Consider the following 23,357-nt stretch of genomic DNA (forward strand, 5'->3'; position numbering starts at 1 on the left):
GCCAGCGTCGCAGGCTTTGGTTTCGATGCCATGGCCTGGGAAGTCTGGCCCGCCCTGTGCGCGGGCGCGGTGCTGCACCTGCCGCCGAGCGAGCTGGATCACCAGCAGGTGGAGACGCTGCTGGACTGGTGGCAGGCCCAGCCGCTGGAAGTGGCGTTCCTGCCGACCCCGGTGGCCGAGTTCGCGTTCAGTCGGCACCTGCGTCACCCGAGCCTGCGCACCTTGCTGATCGGGGGCGACCGCCTGCGGCAGTTCGATCACGATCCAGGCTTTGCCGTGGTCAACAACTACGGACCGACCGAAACCACCGTGGTCGCCAGCTCCGGCACCGTGCGCGTGGGCGGGCCGCTGCACATCGGCGGGCCGGTGGACAATGCACGGCTCTACGTGCTCGATGCCCAGCAACGGCTCGTGCCGCTGGGCGTGCCGGGCGAGCTGTACATTGGCGGCGCCGGTGTGGCGCGGGGGTATCTGAACCGTGCGGTGCTCACCGCCGAACGCTTCCTCGACGATCCGTTCAGCGCCACGCCTGGCGCTCGCATGTACCGCACGGGCGACCTGGTGCGCTGGCTGGAGGACGGTACCCTGGAGTACCTGGGGCGTAACGACGACCAGGTGAAGATCCGTGGCATGCGCGTCGAGCTGGGCGAGATCGAGCAACAGCTCGCCCGCTGCCCAGGTGTCGGCGAGGCGGTGGTGCTGGCCCGTTCGGCGGAACAGGGCGAGGCGCGCCTGGTGGCCTATGTCACCAGGCGCGACCCGCAGGTGCCGCTGGGTGACTGGCGCGCCTGGCTGGCCGAGCGGCTGCCGGCGCACATGCGACCGGCGACCTTGATGGTGCTGGAGGCCTTGCCTCTGACCCGCAATGGCAAGGTCGACCGCCGGGCCTTGCCGGCACCGGATACGGCCACCATTGACGTCGACGTGCAGCAAGCTCCGACGACCGAACGCGAACGACAACTGGCCCAGGCCTGGGCGCAGGTGCTGGAACTCGAGCAGGTCGGGCGTCACGACGACTTCTTCGAGCGCGGCGGGCATTCGCTGTCGGCGATTCGCCTGGTCGGCCTGCTGCACAAGGCCGGCGTGCAGGTGACCTTGGCCGAGCTGTTCCAGCACGCCAGTGTCGCCCGTCTCGCCGCGCTGCTGGACAGCCGTTCGGGTGACGGCGTGCGGGGTGCGCAACGGCTGCGGGGCGCGCCTGAGGATGCCCGTCCGGGGGTGTTCCTGATCCATGACTTCACCGGCCTGGACAGCTGGTTCCCGGTGCTCGCGCAGCACCTGCCCGGCGATTACCCGGTGTACGGGCTGGCTGGCGTGGCACTCGACGCGCCGCAACTCGACACCGTCGAAGCCCTGGCCGCACGGCTGGTGGCGCAGATCCTCGAGGCCCAGCCTCACGGGCCGTACCGCCTGGTCGGCTGGTCGTTCGGCGGGGTGCTGGCCTATGAGGTCGCGCAACAGCTCGACGGGCTGGATCGCAGCGTGGCCTTCGTCGGGTTGCTCGACAGCTACGTGCCGCGCCTGACCGATCAGGGCAAGGCACGCTGGGAAGGCGAGCGGGCGCTGCACCGTCAGTTGCTGGCGCATTGCACGGCCCACTGGCAGGCGCAAGGTGACGCCGGCAGCGCGGCGCTGGCGCGCTTGGCGACGCTCGAGCAGCAGGTCGACCTGGCGTTCGCGGCGCTGCTGATGGCGATCCGTGCCGAAGGGTTGCTGTACCCGGCGCTGGAGGAGGCGGACGACGCGCAGGTACGCCAGTACCTGGCACGCGAGGTCGCCCATGGGCATGCCTTGGCCCACTACCATTTGGAGCCGTCCAGCCTGCCGGTCTGGTTGCTGCGGGCCAGCGAGCGCGGCCAGGTGCCAGTGGGCACCACCGCGACGCTGGGCTGGGCCGAAGCACTGCCGACGCTGCCGTTGCACTGCCTCGATGTGCCCGGTGATCACCTCGGGCTGATGCGTGCACCGCACGTGCAGGCGGTGGGGCAGGTGCTGGGCGAGGCGCTGGCGGTGGCCGGTGAGGTCGTGCAGACCGTGGAGACCTTCCAGCCGCTGTTGACGATCCAGGCCGGTCGGCCCGGGCGGGCGCCGCTGTTCTGTGTGCCGGGAGCGGGTGACAGTGTGACTGGCTTCATCGGCCTGGCCGAAGCCTTGGGCGCGGAGTGGCCGGTCCATGGCCTGCAACCCCGTGGGCTGGATGGACGCCGCGCGCCCCATGCCAGCCTCGAGGTGGCCGCCGAGTGCCAGGCGCGGGCCATCGAGGCGCTGTACCCGGAGGGGCCTGTGCACCTGCTGGGGCATTCCTTCGGCGGCTGGGGTGCCCATGCCCTGGCCGTGGCCTTGCAGGCCCGCGGACGTGACGTGCTGTCATTGACCCTGATCGACAGCGAAGCGCCGACAGGACCGGGCGACGCACCGTCCGGCTACACCTTCGGCCGCGTGCTGGAGACCTTGATCGAGGCGTTGCAGGCGGCCAGCGGCAAGGACCTGGGCCTGAGCGGGCCAGACTTCCGGGTGGCAGACGAGACGGTGCAGTTGCAGCGGTTGCGCGACGCCATGGTCCAGGCAGGGCTTCTGCCCGCGCGGCTGGCCGAGACGGCGCTGGCCGGCATCGTGCGCACCTTCGGCACGGCGTTGCGCCTGCCGTACCGTCCCCTGGCCGGCTACGACGGCCCGGTCGGGCTGGTACAGGTGGACGACCCGGCCCAGGACACCGACGCCAATCGCCGTGAGCAGCAGGCGATGGCCGAGGGCTGGCGCCGGACGCTGCCGCAGCTGCGCGCCTGGAAAGGCCCGGGCGATCACTTCAGCGTGCTCAAGGTGCCACAGGTGTACAGCCTGACGGCCTGGTGGTTCGAGACCCAGGCCAACGACACGGCGCGGGTGACGTCTTGAACGGGGTCGCGGACGTGCACGCGGTCGATGGCGCGGCAGAGACGGGCAGGGCAGACGCGCTTCGGCGCTCGGCCCAGGGGCCGTGACGGTGGCCTTGAAGGGGACGTTTTGCCGGTGATGAGGCGGGTGAATGCACCGCCGCCATCGCCGGCAAGCCGGCTCCCACAGGGAACGATCGTGTCGACGGTTTTTGTGGCCCCTGCGGGCCCAATCGCGGCACAGGGGCCGCTTGTATGGTAGGACTTGAAGGGAGGAGGAGGGACTAGATCCGCTTCTGACTGTTCGCGCAGTACAGACCGTGGGAGATTTCGCCCCTCCTCCCTTCACCCAAGCGCCGATAAGGAATGCTTCCGGTTTTGACCGACGAAAGTACAAGCCTGCGCCTCTGGGTGGCCCTTCAAGCCCTTAGACCTTACCTGCGGAGACGCGCTCATGGCAATGCCATCATCCGAACACAGCACGATCATAGGCGTCGACGTTGCTAAGGCTGAGCTCGTCATTTACGAAGACAGCTCCGGACAGTTGAGCACTATTGCCAACAACAAGACGGCCATCAAGCAATGGATCAAGGCATTGCACGGCAAGGTCTCGATTGCAATCGAGGCCACCAATGTCTATCACCTGCTGTTTACCGATATGGTCCATGAAGCAGGACATACCCTTTACTTGATGGATGGTTATGCCCTGAGTCACTACCGAAAAGGTATTGGTTCACGCGCCAAGACTGACCCGATCGATGCAAGGGTACTGGCCCGGTACCTCAAGAACGAAGGCGCTAATCTTACCCCCTGGGTCCCACCTTCGACGCTCTATCGCGACCTTGTCAGCCTGTTTCGCAGGCGCGCGATGCTCGTCCAGACGCGTACAGCGCTGAGACTGAGCTGGGAGGGTGAGCCGCTGCTCAAGAGCCTTTTGAAGTCCCAGCTCACCTCGATGAAGCGCCTTGAAGACCTCATTGAAAACATGATCAAGAAGCTGCTCGACCAGGCAGGACTGATGCCGTTAGTAAAGCAGTGTATGAAAGTTGAAGGTATTGGTTTTCTTACCGCTGCGCGTTTGGTCGCCACCTACCAGCGAGGCGAGTTCAAGAGTGCCGATGCCTTTATCGCCTTTCTAGGAATGGACCTGCGAGTGGCTCAGTCGGGCAAGAAAAAAGAACGCTCGACGTTGACCAAACGAGGCGATCCAGAGGTCCGTCGTTTGCTGCACAACGCGGCGATGTCAGCAGGTAGGACAGCTGCTTGGAAAACGTTTTACGAAGACAAGCAGAGCCGCGGTTTTAAAAAGACTCAAGTCCTGGTCATGCTGGCCCGCAAGCTGGCTCGAGTGGTCTTTGCCCTGATCAGAAGCGGAGAGGAATATCGTCCCAAAGCCGCTTAAGCGCTTGGCAATTACCATAGAATCTCCCACAGGTGACCGCGATAGCCTGCAATTCCGCGATGGAGCTACGGGTGCAGGAGCAGCCCAGTGCCGCGATGAGCTGCATCACCGCGGTGGGGCTACGGGTGTAGGAGCGGCCCCTGCCGGGGCGCCGGACCGGCCGCGATTGGGCCCGCAGGGCCCACATTCGCACTTGGCAGAACCCTAGAATCCCTCACATGGACCGCAATCACCTGTACCACTACGGCAGGTGAGCGGCCACGAAATCGATCAGTCATTCGACGGTTTTGTAGCGCGCAGACCTACGAAATTAACCAGGGTCTGTATCACCACCCTGTGGGAGCGGGCTTGCCCGCGATGACGGCAGCCCAGGCACCGACCCAAAAAGGCCGGTGAGGCGTCAGGCCAGGCGCTTCAGCGAAAGCCGCCCGCAGGCTTCCAGGTGGATGCCGGGGCAGGTAGCTCGACATGACGGCCGTACCGTGCCGGCAGATCCAGCCAGCAGGCGACAGGTACCGGCTGGCCCGTCGCGAGCAGTCGAGGCGACGGCGCCTGCTCGACGTGCTCGCCTTCGGCATCCGCATACAGCCAGCGCATCAGCGAATGCCGTCCCCGGATGTTCAGTTTGACCGCCGCCCGCCGCTGGTAGCTGTCCACCGTGTTGACCGTCAACTGCAAGGCTTCGGCCTGCTGCGCGGCGGTACGCCCGGCCAGCAGTCCCAGGCAGACCTGTGTCTCGCGTTCGGACAGGCTCAGCCCGCTCTGCTGCAGGCGTTGGTGGAAGCGGCTTTCCAGGCTCTGTGCGGGCCGGTTGGCTTCGGCCAGCGGCAGGGCCAGGCGCTGGTGCTGGCCAAGCAACGAGAACAGCAACGGCGCGATGGCATGCAGGCGTTCGCGCTCCTGCTCGGAAAAAACCTGCCCAGGCGCCAGACGCTGGACGGTCAGGTGACGCGCCGCATCGTTCTGCGCCCGCAGGTTCAACGTGCGTCCGGCACGGGTTTCACAAGAACGAGCGTCGGCCCGCTCAGTGAACGGATCCCGGGCCGACGGCGGCGCGATCGGCTGCCAGTCGAGGCGGTCCACCGGTGCGGCGAGGTGGGCCTCGACCAGGGCGTGGAACGTGCGTGCGAAGTGTCGACTGCCCAGGCTGGCGATGACCTTGCCGATGTCGGCGAATGAGGTGGCGGTCATTGTGTCCTCCGTGACTCGACGAACGCGGGGCCTGGTCGTTCACCAGGCCTCGTCTTGATACGGTTCAAGGGTGCGCCGCGACCACGTCGACTTCCACCAACGTGCCGGGCAAGGGCAGGGCCACCACCTGGATCGCCGTGCGGGTCGGCTTGGCGGCCAGGTCGGGATCGTCGAAGAACGTCGCGTAGGCGCGCTGAAAACCGGCGAAGTCCAGACGTCCGCCGTGCTCCGGCGTGCCGACCAGAAACGCCCGCAACTGCACGATGTGACGCATCTGCAGGTCGTGCTGGGCCAGGATCGCCTGGATCTTGCCCAGTACCGACGTTGCCTGGGTCTGGGTATCACCATAGGCGGCAGGTGTCCCTGGCACCGCGTCGCCGTCCGCGACGTCGGCCAGGATGCCGCTGACATAGACCAGCTTGGCTTCGGCGGGCAGGGCGATGGATTCGGCGTAAGGCGCCTGGGGGTTGCCGGTGCGCAGGAGGGTGTTGGACATGAAACGCTGCTTCCTTTCCAGATACATGGGGTGAGCGCCTGCCCTCCGACTGGAACGATCGTTCCAGAATTTGGCGGAGTGAGTCGTGGCGAGGCGTTCTTTTTTCAAGCTGCATCATCTGGACGAAGGGTGCAAGCACCAGATTTAGGCAAGAAACAAATAAAATTTGAACCATTGACGGTCCGCTCGGTCGGGTGGTACGTTCTGTACCGTTCGTTCCACAACCGGTGCAGAGATGAGATCCAGAGAATTCGATCCCGATGCCATCGCCGAGGCCGCTATGCGTGTGTTCTGGCAGCGCGGCTATGCCGGGACTAGCATCCAGGACCTGGTCGAAGGCACGGGCCTGGGACGCGGCAGCCTGTACAACGCCTTCGGCAGCAAGCAGGGCTTGTACGAATTCGCCCTGAGCCGCTACTACGACATGACCGCCTTCAACGTCGCCCTGCTGGCCGAAGAAGGCCCGGTCAAGGAGCTGATTCGCCGCCTGCTGCACAAGATCGTCGCCGAAGAGCTGCACGACACCGAGAACCTGGGTTGCATGGTTGCCAACGCTTCCCTGGAAGTGGCCCGTCACGACAGTGGCATCGCCGAGCTGGTGGCCAAGAACTTCAGCCGCATGGAGCGGGCGCTGACCGCGCTGTTCCTGCGCGGGCAGGCCGCCGGCGAGATCGAGGCTGGCCGTCGCCCCGAAGCCTTGGCCCGGTTCGTGGTCAGCACCATCCAGGGCATCCGGGTGATCGGCAAGGGCGGTGCCCGCGAGGACCGCTCCGAGCGACTGGCCGACATCGTCGAGGTGGCCGTCGGTGCGTTGTGATCCCCCGGGCTGCCGGACACGCTGTTTCGTTTCGTCATGATCGGTCAAGGTCCCGGCGCCTGCGTCGGGCCTGACCGCACACGCTTCAACCGCGCGGCCTCGTCGCGCCCCCGACATTTTCGTCTTCAACGCTTCACTAAAAGGACGTTCACATGACCCAGGTCGAACACGCAGACACCCGCTCCATCGCCGTTCTCGGCACCGGCATCATGGGCGCTGCCATCGCCCGCAACCTGCAGAAGAACGGTTTCCAGACCCGCGCCTGGAACCGCACCTTCGAAAAGGCCTCGGCCCTGGCCGACAACGGCGTGCAGGTCCATGAGCTGGCGGCCAACGCCGTGCAGGGCGCCGGTATCGTGCTGACCATGCTCAAGGATGGCCCTGCCGTGCTCGACGCCATGCGCGCCGCGCTGCCCGGCCTGGCCAAGGGCACCGTGTGGATCCAGGCGAGCACCGTCGGCGTGCCGGCCACCGAGAAACTGCAGGCCTTTGCCCAGGAACACGGTCTGGCCTTCTACGATGCGCCTGTACAAGGCACCAAGGGCCCGGCCGAACAGGGCAAGCTGGTGATCATCGCCTCCGGCGCCGAGGCCCAGCGCGACGTGGTCCAGCCGGTCTTCGACGCCATCGGCCAACGCACCGTGTGGGTGTCGGAGCAGCCCGGCGTCAGCAGCAAGCTCAAGCTCGCGCTCAACAGCTGGGTGCTGGCCCTGACCCATGGCGTGGCCGAGAGCCTGTCGATCGCCGAGGCCCTGGGCGTGGACCCTGCCCTGGTGGTCGACGTGGTCAAGGGTGGTCCGCTGGACAACATGTACTTCCAGCTCAAGTCCGCCGCGATCATGGCCGACGACTACAGCACCACCTTCTCGGTGGCCAACGCCGCCAAGGATGCCGAGCTGGTGATCGAGGCCGCCCGTGAGGCCGGCGTCAAGGTCGACAGCGTCGAAGCGGGCCTGCAGCGCTTCAAGCGCGCCCTGGAAGCCGGGCACGCCGAGAAGGACATGGCCGCCTCGTTCCTGGCCAAGTAGTCCCTGCGCTGCGTAGAGCGTGTGTTTCCCGTTCGGGGGTCGATGCTACTGCCGTCGACCTTGAGAGCCGTCATGACCGATTCACTTGGCAATCGCCTGAAGATGGGCATCATCCTGCCCTCGACCAACACTTCGATGCAGCCTGAGACCGATGCCCTGCGGCCCTACGGCGTGACCAATCACGCCAGCCGCATGCTGATCCAGGACGAGTCGATGGACCAGCGTCCTGGCTTCATGAACGTCTTGAACAACATCCGGCTGTCGACCTCCGATGCGATCCATGGGCTGCTGACCTGCAAGCCCGACCGGATCATCGTCGGCGTGTCCCCGGAAAGCTACTGGGACGGCCCCGGCAGCCACGAGATGGTCACCGAGTCGTTCCTCGACATGAGCGGCGGCGTGCCGGTCACCACCAGCCCGGACGCGTACCGCGCGGCCCTGGAGGCACTGGGCGGGATCCGCCGGATCGCCGTGCTGACCCCCTACCTGCCATTGGGCGACGAGACGGTCAGCCACTTCTTCACCGACAACGATTACCAGGTGCTCGCCGTTCGCGGCCTCGGGGCGTCCAGCCCGGCGAACATCGCGCACATCACCGAGCGGCAGATCTTCGACGCCATTCGCGCCGTGGACGGCCCGCAGGTCGAAGCCATCGTCCAGGTCGGCACCAACGTGGCCATGGCCCGCGCGGCGATGATCGCCGAGGCGTGGCTGGGCAAGCCGGTGCTGTCCAACAACGTGGTGCTGTACTGGCATGCCTTGCGCGCCAGCGGTATCGCCGACCGCGTCGGCGGTCACGGCAGTCTGCTGGAACGACACTGACCCTATCGCCTGACCGGTCAGTCCGCCGTGCCGGACACGCTTCGGCCACGGCCTCATCGATTCGACACAACGCCTTTTTGCAGCCGGTGCCGGCGTCGCTCGCGACCCGAGCGTGGGCAGGCTGCGCCTATCGATCACACGGGAGCGCGCTCATGGATGCGGTGAGTTCAGGAACACCACGGATGTCGGCTGACGGCACACAGGAAGCAGGGCCGTCGACAGACGCGCCGGCACGTACGCTCATCGAGCTGTTCGCCCGCCAGGCCGAGGCGTCGCCCGGTTGCATTGCCGTCAGCAGTCCGCAAGGCCTGCTGAGCTTCGCGCAGTTGCGTCGACGCAGCCAGCAGGCCGCCTGGCGCCTGCGTGATGCCGGCGTGCAGCCGGGGCAATGCGTGGGCCTGTTCGTCGACCCGTCCCTGGACATGATGATCGGCACCTGGGGCATCCTGGAGGCCGGCTGCGCCTACCTGCCGCTGGCCCCGGAATACCCTCGCGAGCGCATCCGCTACATGATCGAGGACGCGGGCATCACCGTGATCTACACCCAGCCGGCGTTGCTGCCGAGCCTGCGCGCCCTGGCCCTCGACGGCGTGCGCCTGGTCTGCGACGACGGCGCCGCGCGCCCGGCGGCCAATGACGCACGCACCCAGGCACCCGTGCTGGTCGAGGCGCACAGCCTGGCCTACGTCATCTACACCTCGGGGACCACGGGCCAGCCCAAAGGGGTGGAGATCACCCACGCCAACCTGATCCATCAGCTCGGCTGGCTGCGTGACGTCCATGGCGTGGATGCGCGCCAGACGCTGCTGCGCAAGACCCCCATGAGCTTCGATGCCGCGCAGTGGGAACTGCTGTCGGTGGCCAACGGCACCCATGTGGTCATCGGCGCCCCCGGCATCCACCGTGATCCCGAGGCGCTGGTCGCCGCCCTGATCGAACACCGCATCAGCGTGCTGCAAGGGGTGCCGACCCTGCTGCAGGCACTGGTCAACGAACCTGGCTTCGCCGACTGCCAGACGCTCACGCACCTCTACAGCGGCGGCGAACCCCTGACCCGCAAGCTGGCCCAGGCCTGCCTGGACTGCCTGCCACAGGTGCGCCTGGTCAACCTCTACGGGCCGACCGAGTGCACCATCAACGCCTCGTCGCGCCTGGTCGACGCGGCCTGCCTGGCGGACACCGCGCAGATCGTCTCGCTCGGCTTTGCGGCCCGTGGCACCACCTTCCACCTGTTCGATCCGGTCACCGGCGCGCCCATCGACGCGCCCGAGACGCCCGGCGAGCTCTACATCGGAGGCTGCCAACTGGCCCGTGGTTACCGGGGCCGCCCGGAACAGACCGCCGAACGTTTCGTCGAGCGCCAGCTGCCCGGCCAGGCGCACCCCGTACGCCTCTATCGCACCGGTGACCTGGCCAGCTGGAACGCCGATGGCAGCGTGCAGTTCATCGGTCGCGCCGACAACCAGGTCAAGCTGCGCGGGCATCGCATCGAACTGGACGAAGTGCGTGTGGCGATCGAGAACCATGCCTGGGTCAAGAGCGCTGCCGTGTTCGTCAACGCCGACGCCGAAGGTCAACGCCAGAGCCTGGTGGCCTGCGTAGCGCTCAACCCGCGCGAGGCGATCCTGATGGATCAGGGCCAGCATGGCGCGCATCACCTGTCCAAATCCAGCAAGGTCCAGGTCAAGGCCCAGCTCGGGCAACTGGGCGAGCGCGAGCCCAGCCGCGACCAGGGCAGGGCGGTGCTGCGTCTGCCAGGCGCCACGGCCAGCGCCGACCAGCGCGCCCGTGCCTTCGCGCGCAAGACCTACCGCCTGTTCGAAGGCGGTCGGGTGGACCGGCAGACGATTCTCGAGCTGCTGAGCCACCGGCCCACCCGGCCGTCGGGCGCCAGCGGTGACCTGACGCTCGATACCCTGGGTACGCTGCTGCGCAACCTGGGGCCGTTCCACAGTCAGGAGCGATTGCTGCCCAAGTACGCCTACGCGTCCCCGGGGGCCTTGTATGCCCATCAGCTGTACCTGGACGTCGAGGGCGTGGAAGGGCTGGCCGACGGCATCCATTATTTCGCGCCCACTGCCCATGAACTGGTCCTGATCCAGGCGCGACCGTCCTCGGGGCAGCCTCGCGTCGTGCTGCACCTGGTCGGCCGTGCGCGGGCCATCGAGGCGGTGTACCAGACCAACGTCGACGAAGTGCTGGAGATGGAAGCAGGTCACGTGCTGGGCCTGCTCGACCAGGTCCTGCCCGAGCAGGGCCTGGGCCTGGGTGCCGGCACGCATCGGCCTGAGGTGCTCGAGCATCTGGCCGTCGAAGAGGGCGACCGTTACCTGGGCAGCTACCCGCTGGTGCGCGCCGATCAGGCCACCGCAGACAACTCCGTGCAGGTCTACGTGCAGGCCCATGGCGAGCAGGTCGACGACTTGCCGGCCGGGCTCTATGCCGTGCGCGGTCAGCGTCTGGAACGCCTAGGCACCCGGGTGATCGAGAAGAACCAGGTGATCGCGATCAACCAGCGGTCCTACGCCCAATCGAGCTTCGCCTTGTCGCTGGTGGTCGGTCAGGCGCCGGCCTGGGAGCACTACATCAGCCTGGGCCGACGCCTGCAGGCCTTGCAGATGAACGACCTGCGCCTGGGCCTGATGTCGTCGGGCTACAGCTCGCGCAGTGGTCACGACCTGGCCACGGCCACGCGGCTGCGACAACTGCTGGGCCCGGCGCACCCGGTCGAGGCCTGCTATTTCGCACTCGCAGGCCGCGTCAGCGACAGCCAGGTGCGCAGCGAAGGCATGAAGGAAGACGCCGTACACATCCAGGGCCCTGCCGAGCTGCTCAAGCAGGAGCTGGAGAACCTGTTGCCCGAATACATGGTCCCGGACCAGTTCCTGGTGCTCGACGAGCTGCCGCTGACCGCCAATGGCAAGGTCGATGTGCAGACCCTCAAGGCGACGGTGCAGACGGCCCGCCAGGCGCGAACGCTGATCGCCCCCCGCACGGCGGGTGAACAGGCGGTCGCGGCGGTCTGGTGCCAGGTGATGCAGTGCGAGGCGGTGTCGGTCACCGACGATTTCTTCGAGGCCGGCGGCAACTCGCTGCTGGCCGTCGTACTGATCAACCGCCTCAACCGTGAGCTGGGCGCGCGGCTGCCCTTGCAGGCCATCTTCAGCCACCCGAGCGTCGAGGCCCTGGCGGCCGAGGTGCAGACGGCATCGCGGCAGACACACTCGCGGTTGGTGGACCTCAATGCCGTGCGCACGCGCCAGCGTCCGATCTTCTGCTGGCCGGGCCTGGGCGGCTACCCGATGAACCTGCGCGGCCTGGCCCTGAAAAGCGACCCCGACCGTCCGTTCTACGGGGTGCAGGCCATGGGCATCAACCCCGGTGAAGTGCCCCATGGCACCTTGGTCGAGATGGCCCGCGCCGACGTCGCCCTGTTGCGCGAGCGTCAGCCGGACGGCCCCTACACGCTGTGGGGCTACTCCTTCGGCGCGCGGGTGGCCTTCGAAGTGGCCCGCCAGCTCGAAGCGCTGGGCGAACAGGTCGAATCGCTGGTGCTGATCGCGCCGGGCAATCCACGTACCCGTCGCCCGGCCTACCGCCTGGCCGGTCAGCCCCGTTACGCCGGGCCGGCCTTCCTGTGCATTCTCTATTCGGTGTTCGCCGGTGTGCTGCCCACGGCCGAGGTCGAGGGCGCGCTGGAGCGCCTGCGCGACCGCGAGGATTTCGTGCGCTTCATCCAGGCGCGGTTCGACGGGCTGGACCAAGGCCTGATCGAGCGGATCACCGAGGTGGTCGAGCTGACCTACGAGTTCCGCTACAGCGTCGACGCGTTGCTCGAGCGCCGTATCAATGCCCCGGTCAGCGTGCTCAAGGCCACGGGTGACGACGCTTCGTTCATCGAGCAGGCGCTCGGGCAACTGCCCTGGACGCCGGTGCTGCTCGACAGCGTGGCCGATCACTATCAATTGCTCAAACCGACCGGGCTCGACGAACTGCTGGCGCTGATCCGGCAGGCCGAGGCCCTGCATCGTCCAGGCCGGCAGCGCCTGGCCTGACCCTTCATCACCGCGCACCTGCCCGCGCTCCGGTCATCACGGGGCGTGGGTGTTTTTTGTCACCGAAAGGACGCAGACCATGACACATCCTTCTTCCGCCACGGCCGATCCGGCCCCGCTCGAGGCGGCCCCCGAAACGACCCGTTTGCCGCTGGCCCAGCTGCTGGCCCTGACCCTGGCCGGGTTCATCGCCATCATGACCGAGACCTTGCCCGCCGGCCTGCTGCCGCAGATCAGTGCCGGGCTGGGGATTTCCCAGTCCCTGGCCGGCCAGTTGGTCTCGGTGTACGCGCTGGGCTCGGTGCTCGCCGCCATCCCCATCGTCGCCGCCACCCGCAGCTGGTCGCGTCGGCCGCTGCTGCTGCTGGCCATCGTCGCGCTGCTGGTGTTCAACGGCATCACCGCGCTGTCTTCCAGCTATGCCGTGATCCTCGGTTCGCGCCTGGTGGCCGGCATGGCCGCCGGGATCGTCTGGGGCGTGCTGGCCGGTTATGCCCGACGCCTGGTGCCCAGCGCCCAGCAGGGGCGGGCACTGGCCGTGGTCGGGGTCGGCCAGCCGATCGCCCTGTGCCTGGGTGTGCCCCTGGGCACCTGGCTCGGCGGGCTGACCGACTGGCGCGGGGTGTTCTGGATCATGTCCGCCCTGGCGCTGGTGCTGGCGGTGTGGGTGCGCTGGGGCTTGCCGAACTTCGCCGGCCAGCCGGCCGAACGGCGGCAGTCGCTGCGCGCCATCTTCCTGCTGCCGGGCATCCGTTCGGTGCTGGCCGTGATCCTGGTGTGGATCCTGGCGCACAACATGCTCTACACCTTCATCGCGCCGTACCTGGCCTCGGTCGGGCTGGGCGAGCGGGTCGACCTGGTGCTGTTGCTGTTCGGTGCATCGTCGATCCTGGGCGTGTGGGCGACCGGTCTGTGGGTGGATCGCGCCCTGCGCCGCGTGACCCTGCTCAGCCTGGCCGGCTTCGCCATAGCGGCGCTGGTGCTGGGCCTGGCCGGTGCGCACACCAGTGTGGTGCTGGCCGGGGTGGTGCTGTGGGGCATGACCTTCGGCGGCGCACCGACTCTGTTGCAGACGGCCATTGCCGACACCGCCGGGGAGGCGGGCGATGTGGCGCAGTCGATGCTGGTGACGGTATTCAACCTGGCGGTGGCCCTGGGCGGGATCGGCGGCGGGGTGCTGCTGCAGCAGTATGGCGCATCGGCTCTGCCGGCGGCCTTGCTGGGGTTGGCGGTGATCGGCGCGGCAGTGGTCTGGCGAGCGGACCGGGCGGGGTTCACGCCAGGAGCGCGGTAGGGCGCGGATGGGCGTGAAGCGGTAAGCTGCACGCTGTTGATGTGTGGCGGCGCCATCGTGAAGGGTCGATGGACAGGCGTGGCTGACTCCATGAGTCCGTGGGCCCATTGCGGTCTCTGGGCGTCCGCCCGCCGCCTAGGCACCATGCTGTAGCCTTATCGCTGCCACGGGTGGCTCACGACCCTGCGGCCCAGTCGACCCAACCCTGAGGATTTGATGTGAGCGACCTCTCGACCGTACAGGCGATCATAGCCGGCGACCCTGTCCGGCGGCGGTTGCTCGAGCTCGTGGCGTCTCTCGGGCTACCCGATTGTTGGATTGGGGCAGGCTTCGTTCGCAATGCCGTGTGGGACGCCTTGCACGGGCGTGACGTCTCGCCGATTTCAACCGATGTGGACGTCATCTGGTTCGATCCCGAACGGTGTAGCCCCGAGCAGGACAGTGCCCTGGAGCGTATCCTCGGCGAACACTGCCCAACGGTGACGTGGTCCGTGAAGAACCAGGCCAGGATGCACATTCGAAATGGCGACGAACCCTATCACTCGGCGACCGACGCCATGCGCTTCTGGCCCGAGACCGCAACGGCGGTGGCGGTCAGGTGGCGGGAGGGCGACGTCTGCGAGGTCGCCGCACCCCTGGGGCTCGAGGATCTGCTGGGGTTGAGGGTCAGGCCCGCAGGGCAGTTCGCCACGTCCAAACGACACCTTTATCGACAGCGTATCGCGTCCAAGCACTGGATCACCACATGGCCTCTGCTGACAGTGTCATGAACACATGCAGGGTGCGTCATATCCTCCTCACCGGTGCTGTCGGCGTCGGCACGATGATTTGAGCGTGGGCGTAGGCCAAAGCGTTGGGCGTCACGCACCGGCAAGGGGCGAATTCAGAGCGGGTCTGGCGAGCCGGCGCAATCCCATTGTGTGGGCTTGCTCGCGATGCCGGTGGTGACGGAGCTGCGGTGGTCAACTTTTTCCGGACACCTTGATCGGTGATTTTCAGGCGGCTTTCAGCTCGTATTGATTCGGAGCCAGGTAGCCTAGTGTCGAGTGCAACCGTGTCCTGTTGTAGAAGCGCATGATGTAATCCGTGATGTCCTTGATCGCCTCGCCATGATTGGCGTAATCCTTGCGCCAGACGCGCTCCATCTTCAGGTTCAGGAAGAAGCGCTCCATCACGGCGTTGTCCCAACAGTTCCCCTTGCGACTCATGCTGCAGTGCATGCCGTGCCGCGCCAGCAGACTCTGATAGGCAACGCCGGCGTACTGGCTGCCGCGGTCAGAGTGGGCAATCAGGCCCGGTGGCGGCTGCCGTTGCGCAATCGCCAGTTGCAGGGCATTGCATACCAGGTCGGCACGCATGTGCGGCGCCATCGCCCAACCCACGATCTTGCGCGAGAACAAGTCCATGACCACGGCCAGGTACAGCCAGCCGCTGCGGGTACGGATGTACGTGATGTCAGCTACCCAAGACTGATTGACCCCTGCTGGCGTGAACTGGCGGTTGAGCAGGTTTGGGGCGACCGGGTAACTGTGCTTGCTGTTGGTAGTATGAACAAACTTGCGTTTCCAGACTGGGCGTAAGCCCTGTTGTTTCATGAGGCTGCGGACCTTGAAGCGACCGATGACCATGCCCTCATTGCGCAGTGCGCCGAGCAGGCGGCGGCTTCCGTAGCAGCGCTCCGTGGATTCGAAGGTGGCCTTGAGCCGGGCAGTGATCGGACAGGCCGGACGCGGTCTGGCTTGTTGCTGACGGGCTTCGTAGAACCTCGAGCGACTGATCCGCAGTACCCGGCAGACACGTGCCACCGGGTAGGCCTTGCGTTGCAATTGGTGAACCAGCTGGTGGATCACTTCAATTCGCGGGCAAAGAAGGCCGTAGCTTTTTTTAAGATGTCGTTGTCCATCTTCAACTCGCGAACCTGCTGCTCCAGCTGGCGAATCCGCTGCTGCTCACTGGTAAGCGGCTTGCCGATGCCCGGACCACCCAGCTGCTCGGCCTTGTACTGCTGAACCCAGCGGCGCACGGCCGTGTCGCTCAGGCTCAGATCCATGCACACCGAGTTCACACTCTGGCCCTGGTCGACGATCAGCCGGCAAACCTCCAGCTTGAACGCAGCATCGAATTGTCTGTATTTCTTGGTCATGAAAACTCCTCAGTAGGGGTAGTTTCACCTATTGAGGTGTCCGGGGCCATTAGACCAGCTCAGAGCGGACGCTATCGCGGGCAAGCCCGCTCCCACAAGCTGCTTGCGCAGCCATGCCGACACTGAGCTGACAGGCTGCAGCGATCTGGGTGGGTGGGCTTGCCAGCGATAGGGCCTTGTCAGGCGCCGCCTGCATCGCGGGCAAGCCCGCTCCCACAAACTGCTTGCGCAGCCATGCCGACACTGAGCTGACAGGCTGCAGCGATCTGGGTGGGAGCTGGCTTGCCAGCGATAGGGCCTTGTCAGGCGCCGCCTGCATCGCGGGCAAGCCCGCTCCCACAAGCTGCTTGCGCAGCCATGCCGACACTGAGCTGACAGGCTGCAGCGATCTGGGTGGGAGCTGGCTTGCCGGCGATAGGGCTCTGTCAGGCGCCGTCTGCATCGCGGGCAAGCCCACAAGCTGCTTGCGCAGCCATGCCGACACTGAGCTGACAGGCTGCAGCGATCTGGGTGGGAGCTGGCTTGCCGGCGATAGGGCTCTGTCAGGCGCCGTCTGCATCGCGGGCAAGCCCACAAGCTGCTTGCGCAGCCATGCCGAGACTGAGCTGACAGGCTGCCGAGATCTGGGTAGGAGCTGGCTTGCCGGCGATAGGGCTCTGTCAGGCGCCGTCTGCATCGCGGGCAAGCTCCACAGATCCGTAATGATCGGTCTCTGCTGCCGTATCGGCTGATCGGCGCAAGGCACATTCACCGCACGCTTCCCTAGCCCCCTGTCCATAGCGCTGTTGCGCAATAGAAGGATCACGTGCGAAAGCGCGCCACCATGTGGTTGAGGTTGACCGCCAGCTGGGACAATTCCCCGCTGGCGATCAGGGTCTGTCGCGTGCCTTCGCTGCTTTGCAGTGCCAGGTCGCGGATGCTGACCAGGGCGCGGTCTATTTCACGGGCCACGTAGGCCTGCTCTTCGGAGGCCGTCGCGATCTGCTGGTTGCGGTCGTCGATCATCTGCGCGGCGTGGGTGATCACGTGCAGCGATTGCCCGGCATCGTCTGCGGTGCCTTGGGTCGTGTCCACTTCACGCAGGCTGTCGCCCATGGCCGTGACCACGGCGGTGCTGTTTGCCTGGATCGACGCGATCATGGTCTTGATTTCGCCGGTCGAGGCTTGGGTGCGGTGCGCCAGGGCGCGCACTTCATCAGCCACCACCGCGAAGCCGCGCCCTTGTTCGCCTGCACGGGCCGCCTCGATGGCGGCGTTCAGGGCCAGCAGGTTGGTTTGTTCGGCAATGGCCCCGATCACCCCCAGCACTTGGCTGATGTCCTGGGTTTGCCCGGCCAATGCCTGCACCTGCCCGGCGGTGAGGTCGACGCGGTCCTTGAGGCTGCGCATGGCCACCAGGGTTTGCGTCACCTTCTGGTTACCCGCTTGGGCCGCGGCGGTCGAATCCTTGGCTGCTTGCGAGGTGGAGGTGGCGTTGCGCGCCACTTCCTCGACGGCCGTGCTCATCTGGTTCACCGCTGTCGCGGCTTGTTCGATCTCGCTGTTCTGCTGGTGCAGCGTGCGGCTGGCGCTTTCGGTAATGGCCGTCATCTCGACCGCAGCGGCACTCAATTGCGCCGAGGCATCAGAAATTTCGCCGATGGTGGTGCGCAAGTTGCCTTGCATGGCATTCAGCGCGGTCATCAGCCGGCTGGCCTCATCGGCACCCACCACGGCCATGGACGCACGCAAATCGCCCTGGGCGATGTGCTCGGCCATCGACAGCGAGGCGGCAAGCGGCACCACGATGCTGCGCGTGAGCAGCACGGCGAGCACGAGGGTGAGCAACAGTGCGGCGGCCACCACCACGGCAATCACGACGTTGCTCTGGGTATACACGTCAGCGGCCTCCGCACCCGCTGCGGCAGCGCCTTTCACGTTATGTTCGCGCAGGCGGGTGAGCTCGGCCTGGTAGGCCTCGGCATTCACCTTTTGTTCGGTGTTGGCGTACGCCACCGCCTGGTCATGGTCAGTGGCATCCAGCGTGACGATGTGCGCCAGGCCGTCCAGGAAGGTAGCCATGCGCGCGGCAGCCGCTTCGAAGGTCTGGCGCTCCTGTTCGCTCGACAGCAGGTGCTGACGGTAATGATCGGTGCGGTCGTTGAGTACGTCGCGGGCGCTGTTCAATTGGGCGATGGCGGCTGTGCGGTCTTCCGGCCGGATGGCGGCCAGCAGGCGAATGCTCTCCAGCCGCGCCTTCAGCACCGCGATCTGGATATCGTCAGCGGTCTGGGTGCTGGCCAGCCAGTTGTTTTCGATGTCCTGTTCGGTACCGCGCAGCTTGCCCAGCTGCAGGTAGGCAAACCCGCCCAAGGCAATCACCAGCAGGGTGATCAGGCCGAAACACAGGGAGGCCCGAGGGGCAATGTTCAGTGAGCGAAGGTTCATCAGCGCGATTCCGGCAGTGGTCTCGCCTGCCGAGACCCTGCCGAAGTATCGGCCGCTTGAAGGGGAACATGAGCGCAGATGAAAGAGGAATACATTCAGGCGCCTTGCACGCTGAAATCCGCTGTTCCAGAGAGGTGAAGCGCAAGAGAGCGGCCTGTATCGCCCAGGCGAACGACAGGCCGCTTGCCCCTTACTACCGCGCCGCGAGCGTACCGGGCGAGCCGCTGGCCACGTCCCAACCACCGCCCAGCGCCTTGTAGATCGCCACGACCCCACGGTACAGCTCGACTTCGCCCAGGGCCTGGGCGTCTTCGGCGGCCAGGCGTTCGCGTTCGGCGTCGAGCAGCACCAGGTAGTCGACGGTGCCTTCGCGGTAGCGGATCGATGCCAGGTCGGCGGCCTTGCGGCTGGCCTCGCTCTGGCGCATCAGGGCGCGCACGCGCTGCTGGCGCTTACCGTAGTCGCTGAAGGCGTTCGACGACTCTTCCAGGGCCAGCAGCACCTGCTGCTCGTAGGTGGCCAGTGCGCCTTCGGCCTCGGCCTTGGCGCCGCGCAGGCGGGCCCGCACGCTGCCCAGGTCGAAAGCCGGCCAGGTGATGCTGGGCGCCAGTGCCCAGGCATTGGCCGCCGAGCTGCCGATCTGCGACCCGCGTCCAGCGGTGAAGCCCAGGAAACCGCTGAGGCTGACCCGTGGGAACAGGTCGGCCGTGGCCACGCCGACCTCGGCCGTGGCGGCGGCCAACTGCCGTTCCGCGCTGCGGATGTCCGGACGGCGGCGCAGCAACTGGCCCGGGTCGCCCACCGGCAGCGCTTTGGCGATCGCCGGCAGGTGCTGGGGCGACAGGTCGATGCTCAGTTGCTCGGGGCGCTGACCGAGCAGGGTGGCGATGCGGTTGCGTGCGCGGACCTGCTCGGCCTGCAGTTGCGGCAGGCTGGCTTCGACGGCGGCCAGGCGCGCCTCGGCGCGGACCACGTCCAGTTCGTTGCCCACCCCGGCGTCGCGCAGGGTCTCGGTGATCCGGCGTGAGTCCTGCTGGGTCTTGAGGTTGTCAGCGGCGATGCGCTCGCGCAGTTGGGCGCCCCGCAGTTGACCGTAGGCATCCACCAGTTCGGCGATCAGGCTGACCTGCAACTGGCGTAGGTCGGCCTGGGCGGCGTCTTCACGGGCCTGGCTGGCTTCCAGCTGGCGCTGGATGCGGCCGAACAGGTCCAGCTCCCAGGCCATGTCCAGGCCCAGGTCGTAGCGTTCGCTGTTGACCCGCTGCTCGGTCTGACCCGGAATCTGACCCTTGCCCAGCGTGCTGCTGGCGCCACTGGTCACCACCGGCAGCGCGTCGTTGGCCACGTCCTCGCGGATGGACCGCGCCGCCTTGAGCCGGGCGAAGGCCACCCGCAGGTCGCGGTTGCCGGTCAGCGAGGCCTGCACCAGGCGATCCAGGGTCGGGTCCTCGAACTGGTGCCACCAGGCGCTTTCGAAACGCGTCGAGTCGAACACGACCGCGCCCTGCGTGGCATCCAGGCGCGCCGGCTCGGGCTGGGGCGCGCGGTAGTCGGGGCCGACGGCGCAGGCCGACAGGGCCAGCACCAGCAGACTCGGAAGAAAAGGGGTGAACCGCATCATGCCTGGGTCTCCTGCAGCGGGGTGTGAGCGATGCGACGCGCCTGACGACGTTCGACATGGCGGCGGATCAGGACGAAGAACACCGGCGTCAGGAACAGGCCGAACACGGTCACGCCGATCATCCCGGAGAACACCGCCACGCCCATCGCATGGCGCATCTCGGCGCCGGCGCCGGAGGAGAACACCAGCGGCACCACGCCCATGATGAAGGCGATCGAGGTCATCAGGATCGGGCGCAGACGCAGGCGGCACGCCTCCAGCACCGCGGCCAGCGGGTCGAGCCCCTCGGCCTGTTTGTCCTTGGCGAACTCGACGATCAGGATGGCGTTCTTGCAGGCCAGCCCGACCAGCACGATCAGGCCGATCTGGGTGAAGATGTTGTTGTCACCGCCGGTGAGGATCACCCCGGTGATCGCCGACAGCAGCGTCATCGGCACGATCAGGATCACCGCCAGCGGCAGGCTCCAGCTCTCGTACTGCGCCGCCAGCACCAGGAAGGCCAGCAGCACGCACAGCGGGAAGACCAGCAGCGCGGTATTGCCCGCCAGGATCTGCTGGTAGGTCAGCTCGGTCCACTCGAAGGTCATGCCGTTGGGCAGCTCGGCGGTCAACAGCCGCGCCATGGCCGCCTCGGCCTGGCCGGAGCTGTAGCCGGGCGCCGCCGCACCGTTGATCTCGGCGGTGATGAAGCCGTTGTAGTGCATGACCCGGTCCGGCCCGGAGGTGTCGCTGACCTTGAGGAAGGTCGCCAGCGGGATCATCTCGCCACGGTCGTTGCGCACCTTGAGCTGGCCGATCTGCTCGGCGTCCAGGCGGAACTGCTGCTCGGCCTGCACGTTGACCTGGTAGGTCCGACCGAAGCGGTTGAAGTCGTTGGTGTACAGCGAGCCCAGGTAGATCTGCAGGGTGTCGAAGATGTCATTGATCGCCACCCCGTGGGTCTTGGCCTTTTCCCGGTCGATGGCGGCATCGACCTGTGGCACGTTGACCTGGTAGCTGGTGAACAGCCCCGCCAGTTCCGGCACCTGCTGGCTCTTGGCGATGATGTTCTGGGTTTCGCGGTACAGCGCCTCGTAGCCCAGGTTGCCGCGGTCTTCGACCTGCACGCGGAACCCGCCGATGGTGCCCAGGCCTTGCACGGGCGGCGGCGGGAAGATCGCGATGTAGGCGTCCTGGATGTCGGCGAACTGGGCGTTGAGCGCGGCGGCGATGGCTTGCGCCGACTGGCTCGGGTCCTTGCGCTGGTCGAACGGCTTGAGCGGGGTGAACACGATGCCGCTGTTGGGGCTGTTGGTGAAGCCGTTGATCGACAGGCCCGGGAAGGCCACCGAATCGGCCACGCCCGGTTGTGCCAGGGCGATCTCGCTCATGCGCTTGATCACCGCCTCGGTGCGGTCCAGGCTGGCGGCATCGGGCAGTTGCGCGAAGGCCACCAGGTACTGCTTGTCCTGGGCCGGGACGAACCCGGTCGGCGTCGAGGCGAAGCCCATGTAGGTCAGGCCCATGAGCCCGGCGTAGATGAACAGCGCGATGCCGCTGGAGCGGATCACCCGGCGCACGCCGCCGACGTAGCGATGGCTGGCGCGGTCGAAGAAGCGGTTGAACGGCGCGAACAGCCAGCCGCCCAGCAGCCGTTCGAGCAGGCGCGAGAAACGGTCCTGGGGCGCGTGATGGTCCTTGAGCAGCACGGCGGCCAGGGCCGGCGACAGGGTCAGCGAGTTGAACGCGGAGATCACCGTGGAAATGGCGATGGTCAAGGCGAACTGCTTGTAGAACTGCCCGGTCAGCCCCGAGATGAAGGCGGCCGGCACGAACACCGCGCACAGCACCAGCGCCGTGGCGACGATCGGACCGGTCACTTCGCCCATGGCCTTCTGCGTGGCGGGCACCGGCGCCAGGCCCAGGCCGATGTTGCGCTCGACGTTCTCCACCACCACGATGGCGTCGTCGACCACGATGCCGATGGCCAGCACCAGCCCGAACAGCGACAGGGCGTTGAGCGAGAAGCCGAATAGGTGCATCACCGCGAAGGTGCCGATCAGCGAGACCGGTACGGCCAGCAGCGGGATGATCGAGGCACGCCACGTCTGCAGGAACAGGATCACCACCAGCACCACCAGCACCAGGGCTTCGAACAGGGTGTGCACCACCGCTTCGATGGAACCGCGGACGAACACCGTCGGGTCGTAGACGATGCTGTAGTCCATACCTTCGGGGAAGTCCTTCTTCAGCTCGGCCATCTTGGCGCGCACGTCATTGGAGATGTCGATGGCGTTGGAGCCTGGGCGCTGGAAGATCGGCAGGGCCACCGCCGGCTGGTTGTTCAGCAGCGAGCGCAGGGCGTACTGGCTCGACCCCAGCTCGACCCGGGCGATGTCCTTCAGGCGGGTGATCTCGCCGTCGGCGCCGGCGCGGATGATGATGTTCTCGAATTCTTCCTCGGTGACCAGACGGCCCTGGGTGTTGATCGACAACTGGAAGCTGGAAGCCCCCGGCGCGGGCGGGGCGCCGAGTTGGCCCGCGGCGACCTGGCGGTTCTGCTCACGGATCGCCGCGACCACGTCGCTGGCGGTCAGGTTGCGCGAAGCGGTCTTGTTCGGGTCGAGCCAGACCCGCAGCGAGTAGTCGCCCATGCCGAACAGCTGCACGTCACCCACGCCGCCCAGGCGCGCCAACTCATCCTTGATGTTGAGAATGGCGTAGTTGGACAGGTAGAGCATGTCGTAGCGGTTGTCCGGCGAGGTCAGGTGCACGACCATGGTCAGGTCCGGCGAGGCCTTGTCCACGGTGATACCGATGCGCGTGACTTCCTCCGGCAACTTGGGCTGGGTGCGGGTGACGCGGTTCTGCACCTGGACCTGGGCATTGTCCAGGTCGGTGCCCAGGGCGAAGGTGATGGTCAGGGTCAGCTTGCCATCGGCCGTGGATTGCGAGGACATGTAGAGCATGTTCTCGACCCCGGTGATGGCCTGTTCCAGGGGCGCGGCGACGGTTTCACCGATGACCTTGGGGTTGGCGCCGGGGAAGTTGGCGCGCACCACCACGGTGGGCGGCACCACCTCGGGGTATTCGCTGATCGGCAACTGGAACAGCGCGATGCTGCCGGCGATCAGCAGAAGCAGGGAAAGTACCGCGGCGAAGATCGGCCGGGTGATGAAGAAGCGTGAGAAGTTCATGGGGTTCGATCC

Annotated in this window: 16 protein-coding genes (1 of these 16 only partly in view); 8 read left to right on the top strand and 8 right to left on the bottom strand. The window is 66.6% G+C overall.

The features are described from left to right. Positions 1-2,895 carry the 3' portion of a non-ribosomal peptide synthetase gene (locus APT63_09505; protein ID AMA45842.1) on the top strand. 14,877 nt of this gene lie to the left of the window's left edge, so 2,895 of the gene's 17,772 nt are visible here — the last part of the coding sequence; its start codon lies beyond the left edge, outside the window; it ends in the stop codon at positions 2,893-2,895. A 432-nt stretch (positions 2,896-3,327) separates the two neighbouring features. Beyond that, positions 3,328-4,275: a transposase gene (locus APT63_09510; GenBank protein AMA45843.1), complete on the top strand. Its 948-nt coding sequence runs from the start codon at positions 3,328-3,330 to the stop codon at positions 4,273-4,275. Positions 4,276-4,689: 414 nt separating this feature from the next. Here the strand turns inward: APT63_09510 and APT63_09515 are convergent, their stop codons facing one another. Together APT63_09515 and APT63_09520 are read right to left on the bottom strand one after the other, a co-directional pair. Further along, positions 4,690-5,466: a hypothetical protein gene (locus APT63_09515; protein ID AMA45844.1), complete on the bottom strand. Its 777-nt coding sequence runs from the start codon at positions 5,464-5,466 to the stop codon at positions 4,690-4,692. A 64-nt stretch (positions 5,467-5,530) separates the two neighbouring features. After that, entirely contained in the window at positions 5,531-5,962 is a 432-nt protein-coding gene (locus APT63_09520) for a hypothetical protein (protein ID AMA45845.1), read from the bottom strand. 235 nt (positions 5,963-6,197) lie between these two features. On the opposite strand from APT63_09520, the gene APT63_09525 reads away from it, so the two are divergent. The 6 genes from APT63_09525 (at position 6,198) to APT63_09550 (ending at position 14,748) form a co-directional block, all read left to right on the top strand. Further along, on the top strand, positions 6,198-6,779 hold the full coding sequence (locus APT63_09525) for a TetR family transcriptional regulator (GenBank protein ID AMA45846.1): 582 nt from the start codon (positions 6,198-6,200) through the stop codon (positions 6,777-6,779). A 152-nt stretch (positions 6,780-6,931) separates the two neighbouring features. After that, the gene (locus APT63_09530) at positions 6,932-7,807 is read left to right on the top strand and encodes a 3-hydroxyisobutyrate dehydrogenase (GenBank protein ID AMA45847.1); all 876 of its coding nucleotides are present in this window, start codon (positions 6,932-6,934) and stop codon (positions 7,805-7,807) included. Between the two features lie 72 nt (positions 7,808-7,879). After that, positions 7,880-8,629 carry an arylmalonate decarboxylase gene (locus tag APT63_09535; GenBank protein ID AMA45848.1) on the top strand — a complete coding sequence of 250 codons (750 nt, stop codon included), beginning with the start codon at positions 7,880-7,882 and terminating at the stop codon, positions 8,627-8,629. Positions 8,630-8,811: 182 nt separating this feature from the next. Continuing rightward, entirely contained in the window at positions 8,812-12,684 is a 3,873-nt protein-coding gene (locus tag APT63_09540) for a hypothetical protein (GenBank protein AMA45849.1), read from the top strand. 145 nt (positions 12,685-12,829) lie between these two features. Continuing rightward, the gene (locus APT63_09545; GenBank protein AMA47846.1) at positions 12,830-13,978 is read left to right on the top strand and encodes an MFS transporter; all 1,149 of its coding nucleotides are present in this window, start codon (positions 12,830-12,832) and stop codon (positions 13,976-13,978) included. Positions 13,979-14,196: 218 nt separating this feature from the next. Continuing rightward, positions 14,197-14,748 carry a hypothetical protein gene (locus APT63_09550; GenBank protein ID AMA45850.1) on the top strand — a complete coding sequence of 184 codons (552 nt, stop codon included), beginning with the start codon at positions 14,197-14,199 and terminating at the stop codon, positions 14,746-14,748. 225 nt (positions 14,749-14,973) lie between these two features. Here the strand turns inward: APT63_09550 and APT63_09555 are convergent, their stop codons facing one another. The 6 genes from APT63_09555 to APT63_09580 form a co-directional block, all read right to left on the bottom strand. Beyond that, complete coding sequence (locus APT63_09555) at positions 14,974-15,828, bottom strand: integrase (protein AMA45851.1); 855 nt, start codon at positions 15,826-15,828, stop codon at positions 14,974-14,976. Next, complete coding sequence (locus APT63_09560) at positions 15,825-16,121, bottom strand: transposase (GenBank protein AMA45852.1); 297 nt, start codon at positions 16,119-16,121, stop codon at positions 15,825-15,827. Before APT63_09560 ends, APT63_09555 begins: the two co-directional genes overlap by 4 nt. 49 nt (positions 16,122-16,170) lie before the next feature. Further along, a complete protein-coding gene (locus APT63_09565) occupies positions 16,171-16,926 on the bottom strand; it encodes a hypothetical protein (GenBank protein AMA45853.1) in 756 nt (251 codons plus the stop codon). Further along, the gene (locus tag APT63_09570; protein AMA45854.1) at positions 16,923-18,548 is read right to left on the bottom strand and encodes a chemotaxis protein; all 1,626 of its coding nucleotides are present in this window, start codon (positions 18,546-18,548) and stop codon (positions 16,923-16,925) included. Before APT63_09570 ends, APT63_09565 begins: the two co-directional genes overlap by 4 nt. Before the next feature lie 193 nt (positions 18,549-18,741). Then, the gene (locus tag APT63_09575; protein ID AMA45855.1) at positions 18,742-20,169 is read right to left on the bottom strand and encodes an RND transporter; all 1,428 of its coding nucleotides are present in this window, start codon (positions 20,167-20,169) and stop codon (positions 18,742-18,744) included. Then, entirely contained in the window at positions 20,166-23,345 is a 3,180-nt protein-coding gene (locus tag APT63_09580) for a transporter (protein AMA45856.1), read from the bottom strand. The genes APT63_09575 and APT63_09580 overlap by 4 nt, the downstream gene beginning before the upstream one ends. Between the last annotated feature and the right edge of the window lie 12 nt (positions 23,346-23,357).

It is taken from the genome of Pseudomonas monteilii (genome assembly GCA_001534745.1).
Lineage (GTDB): Bacteria > Pseudomonadota > Gammaproteobacteria > Pseudomonadales > Pseudomonadaceae > Aquipseudomonas > Aquipseudomonas alabamensis.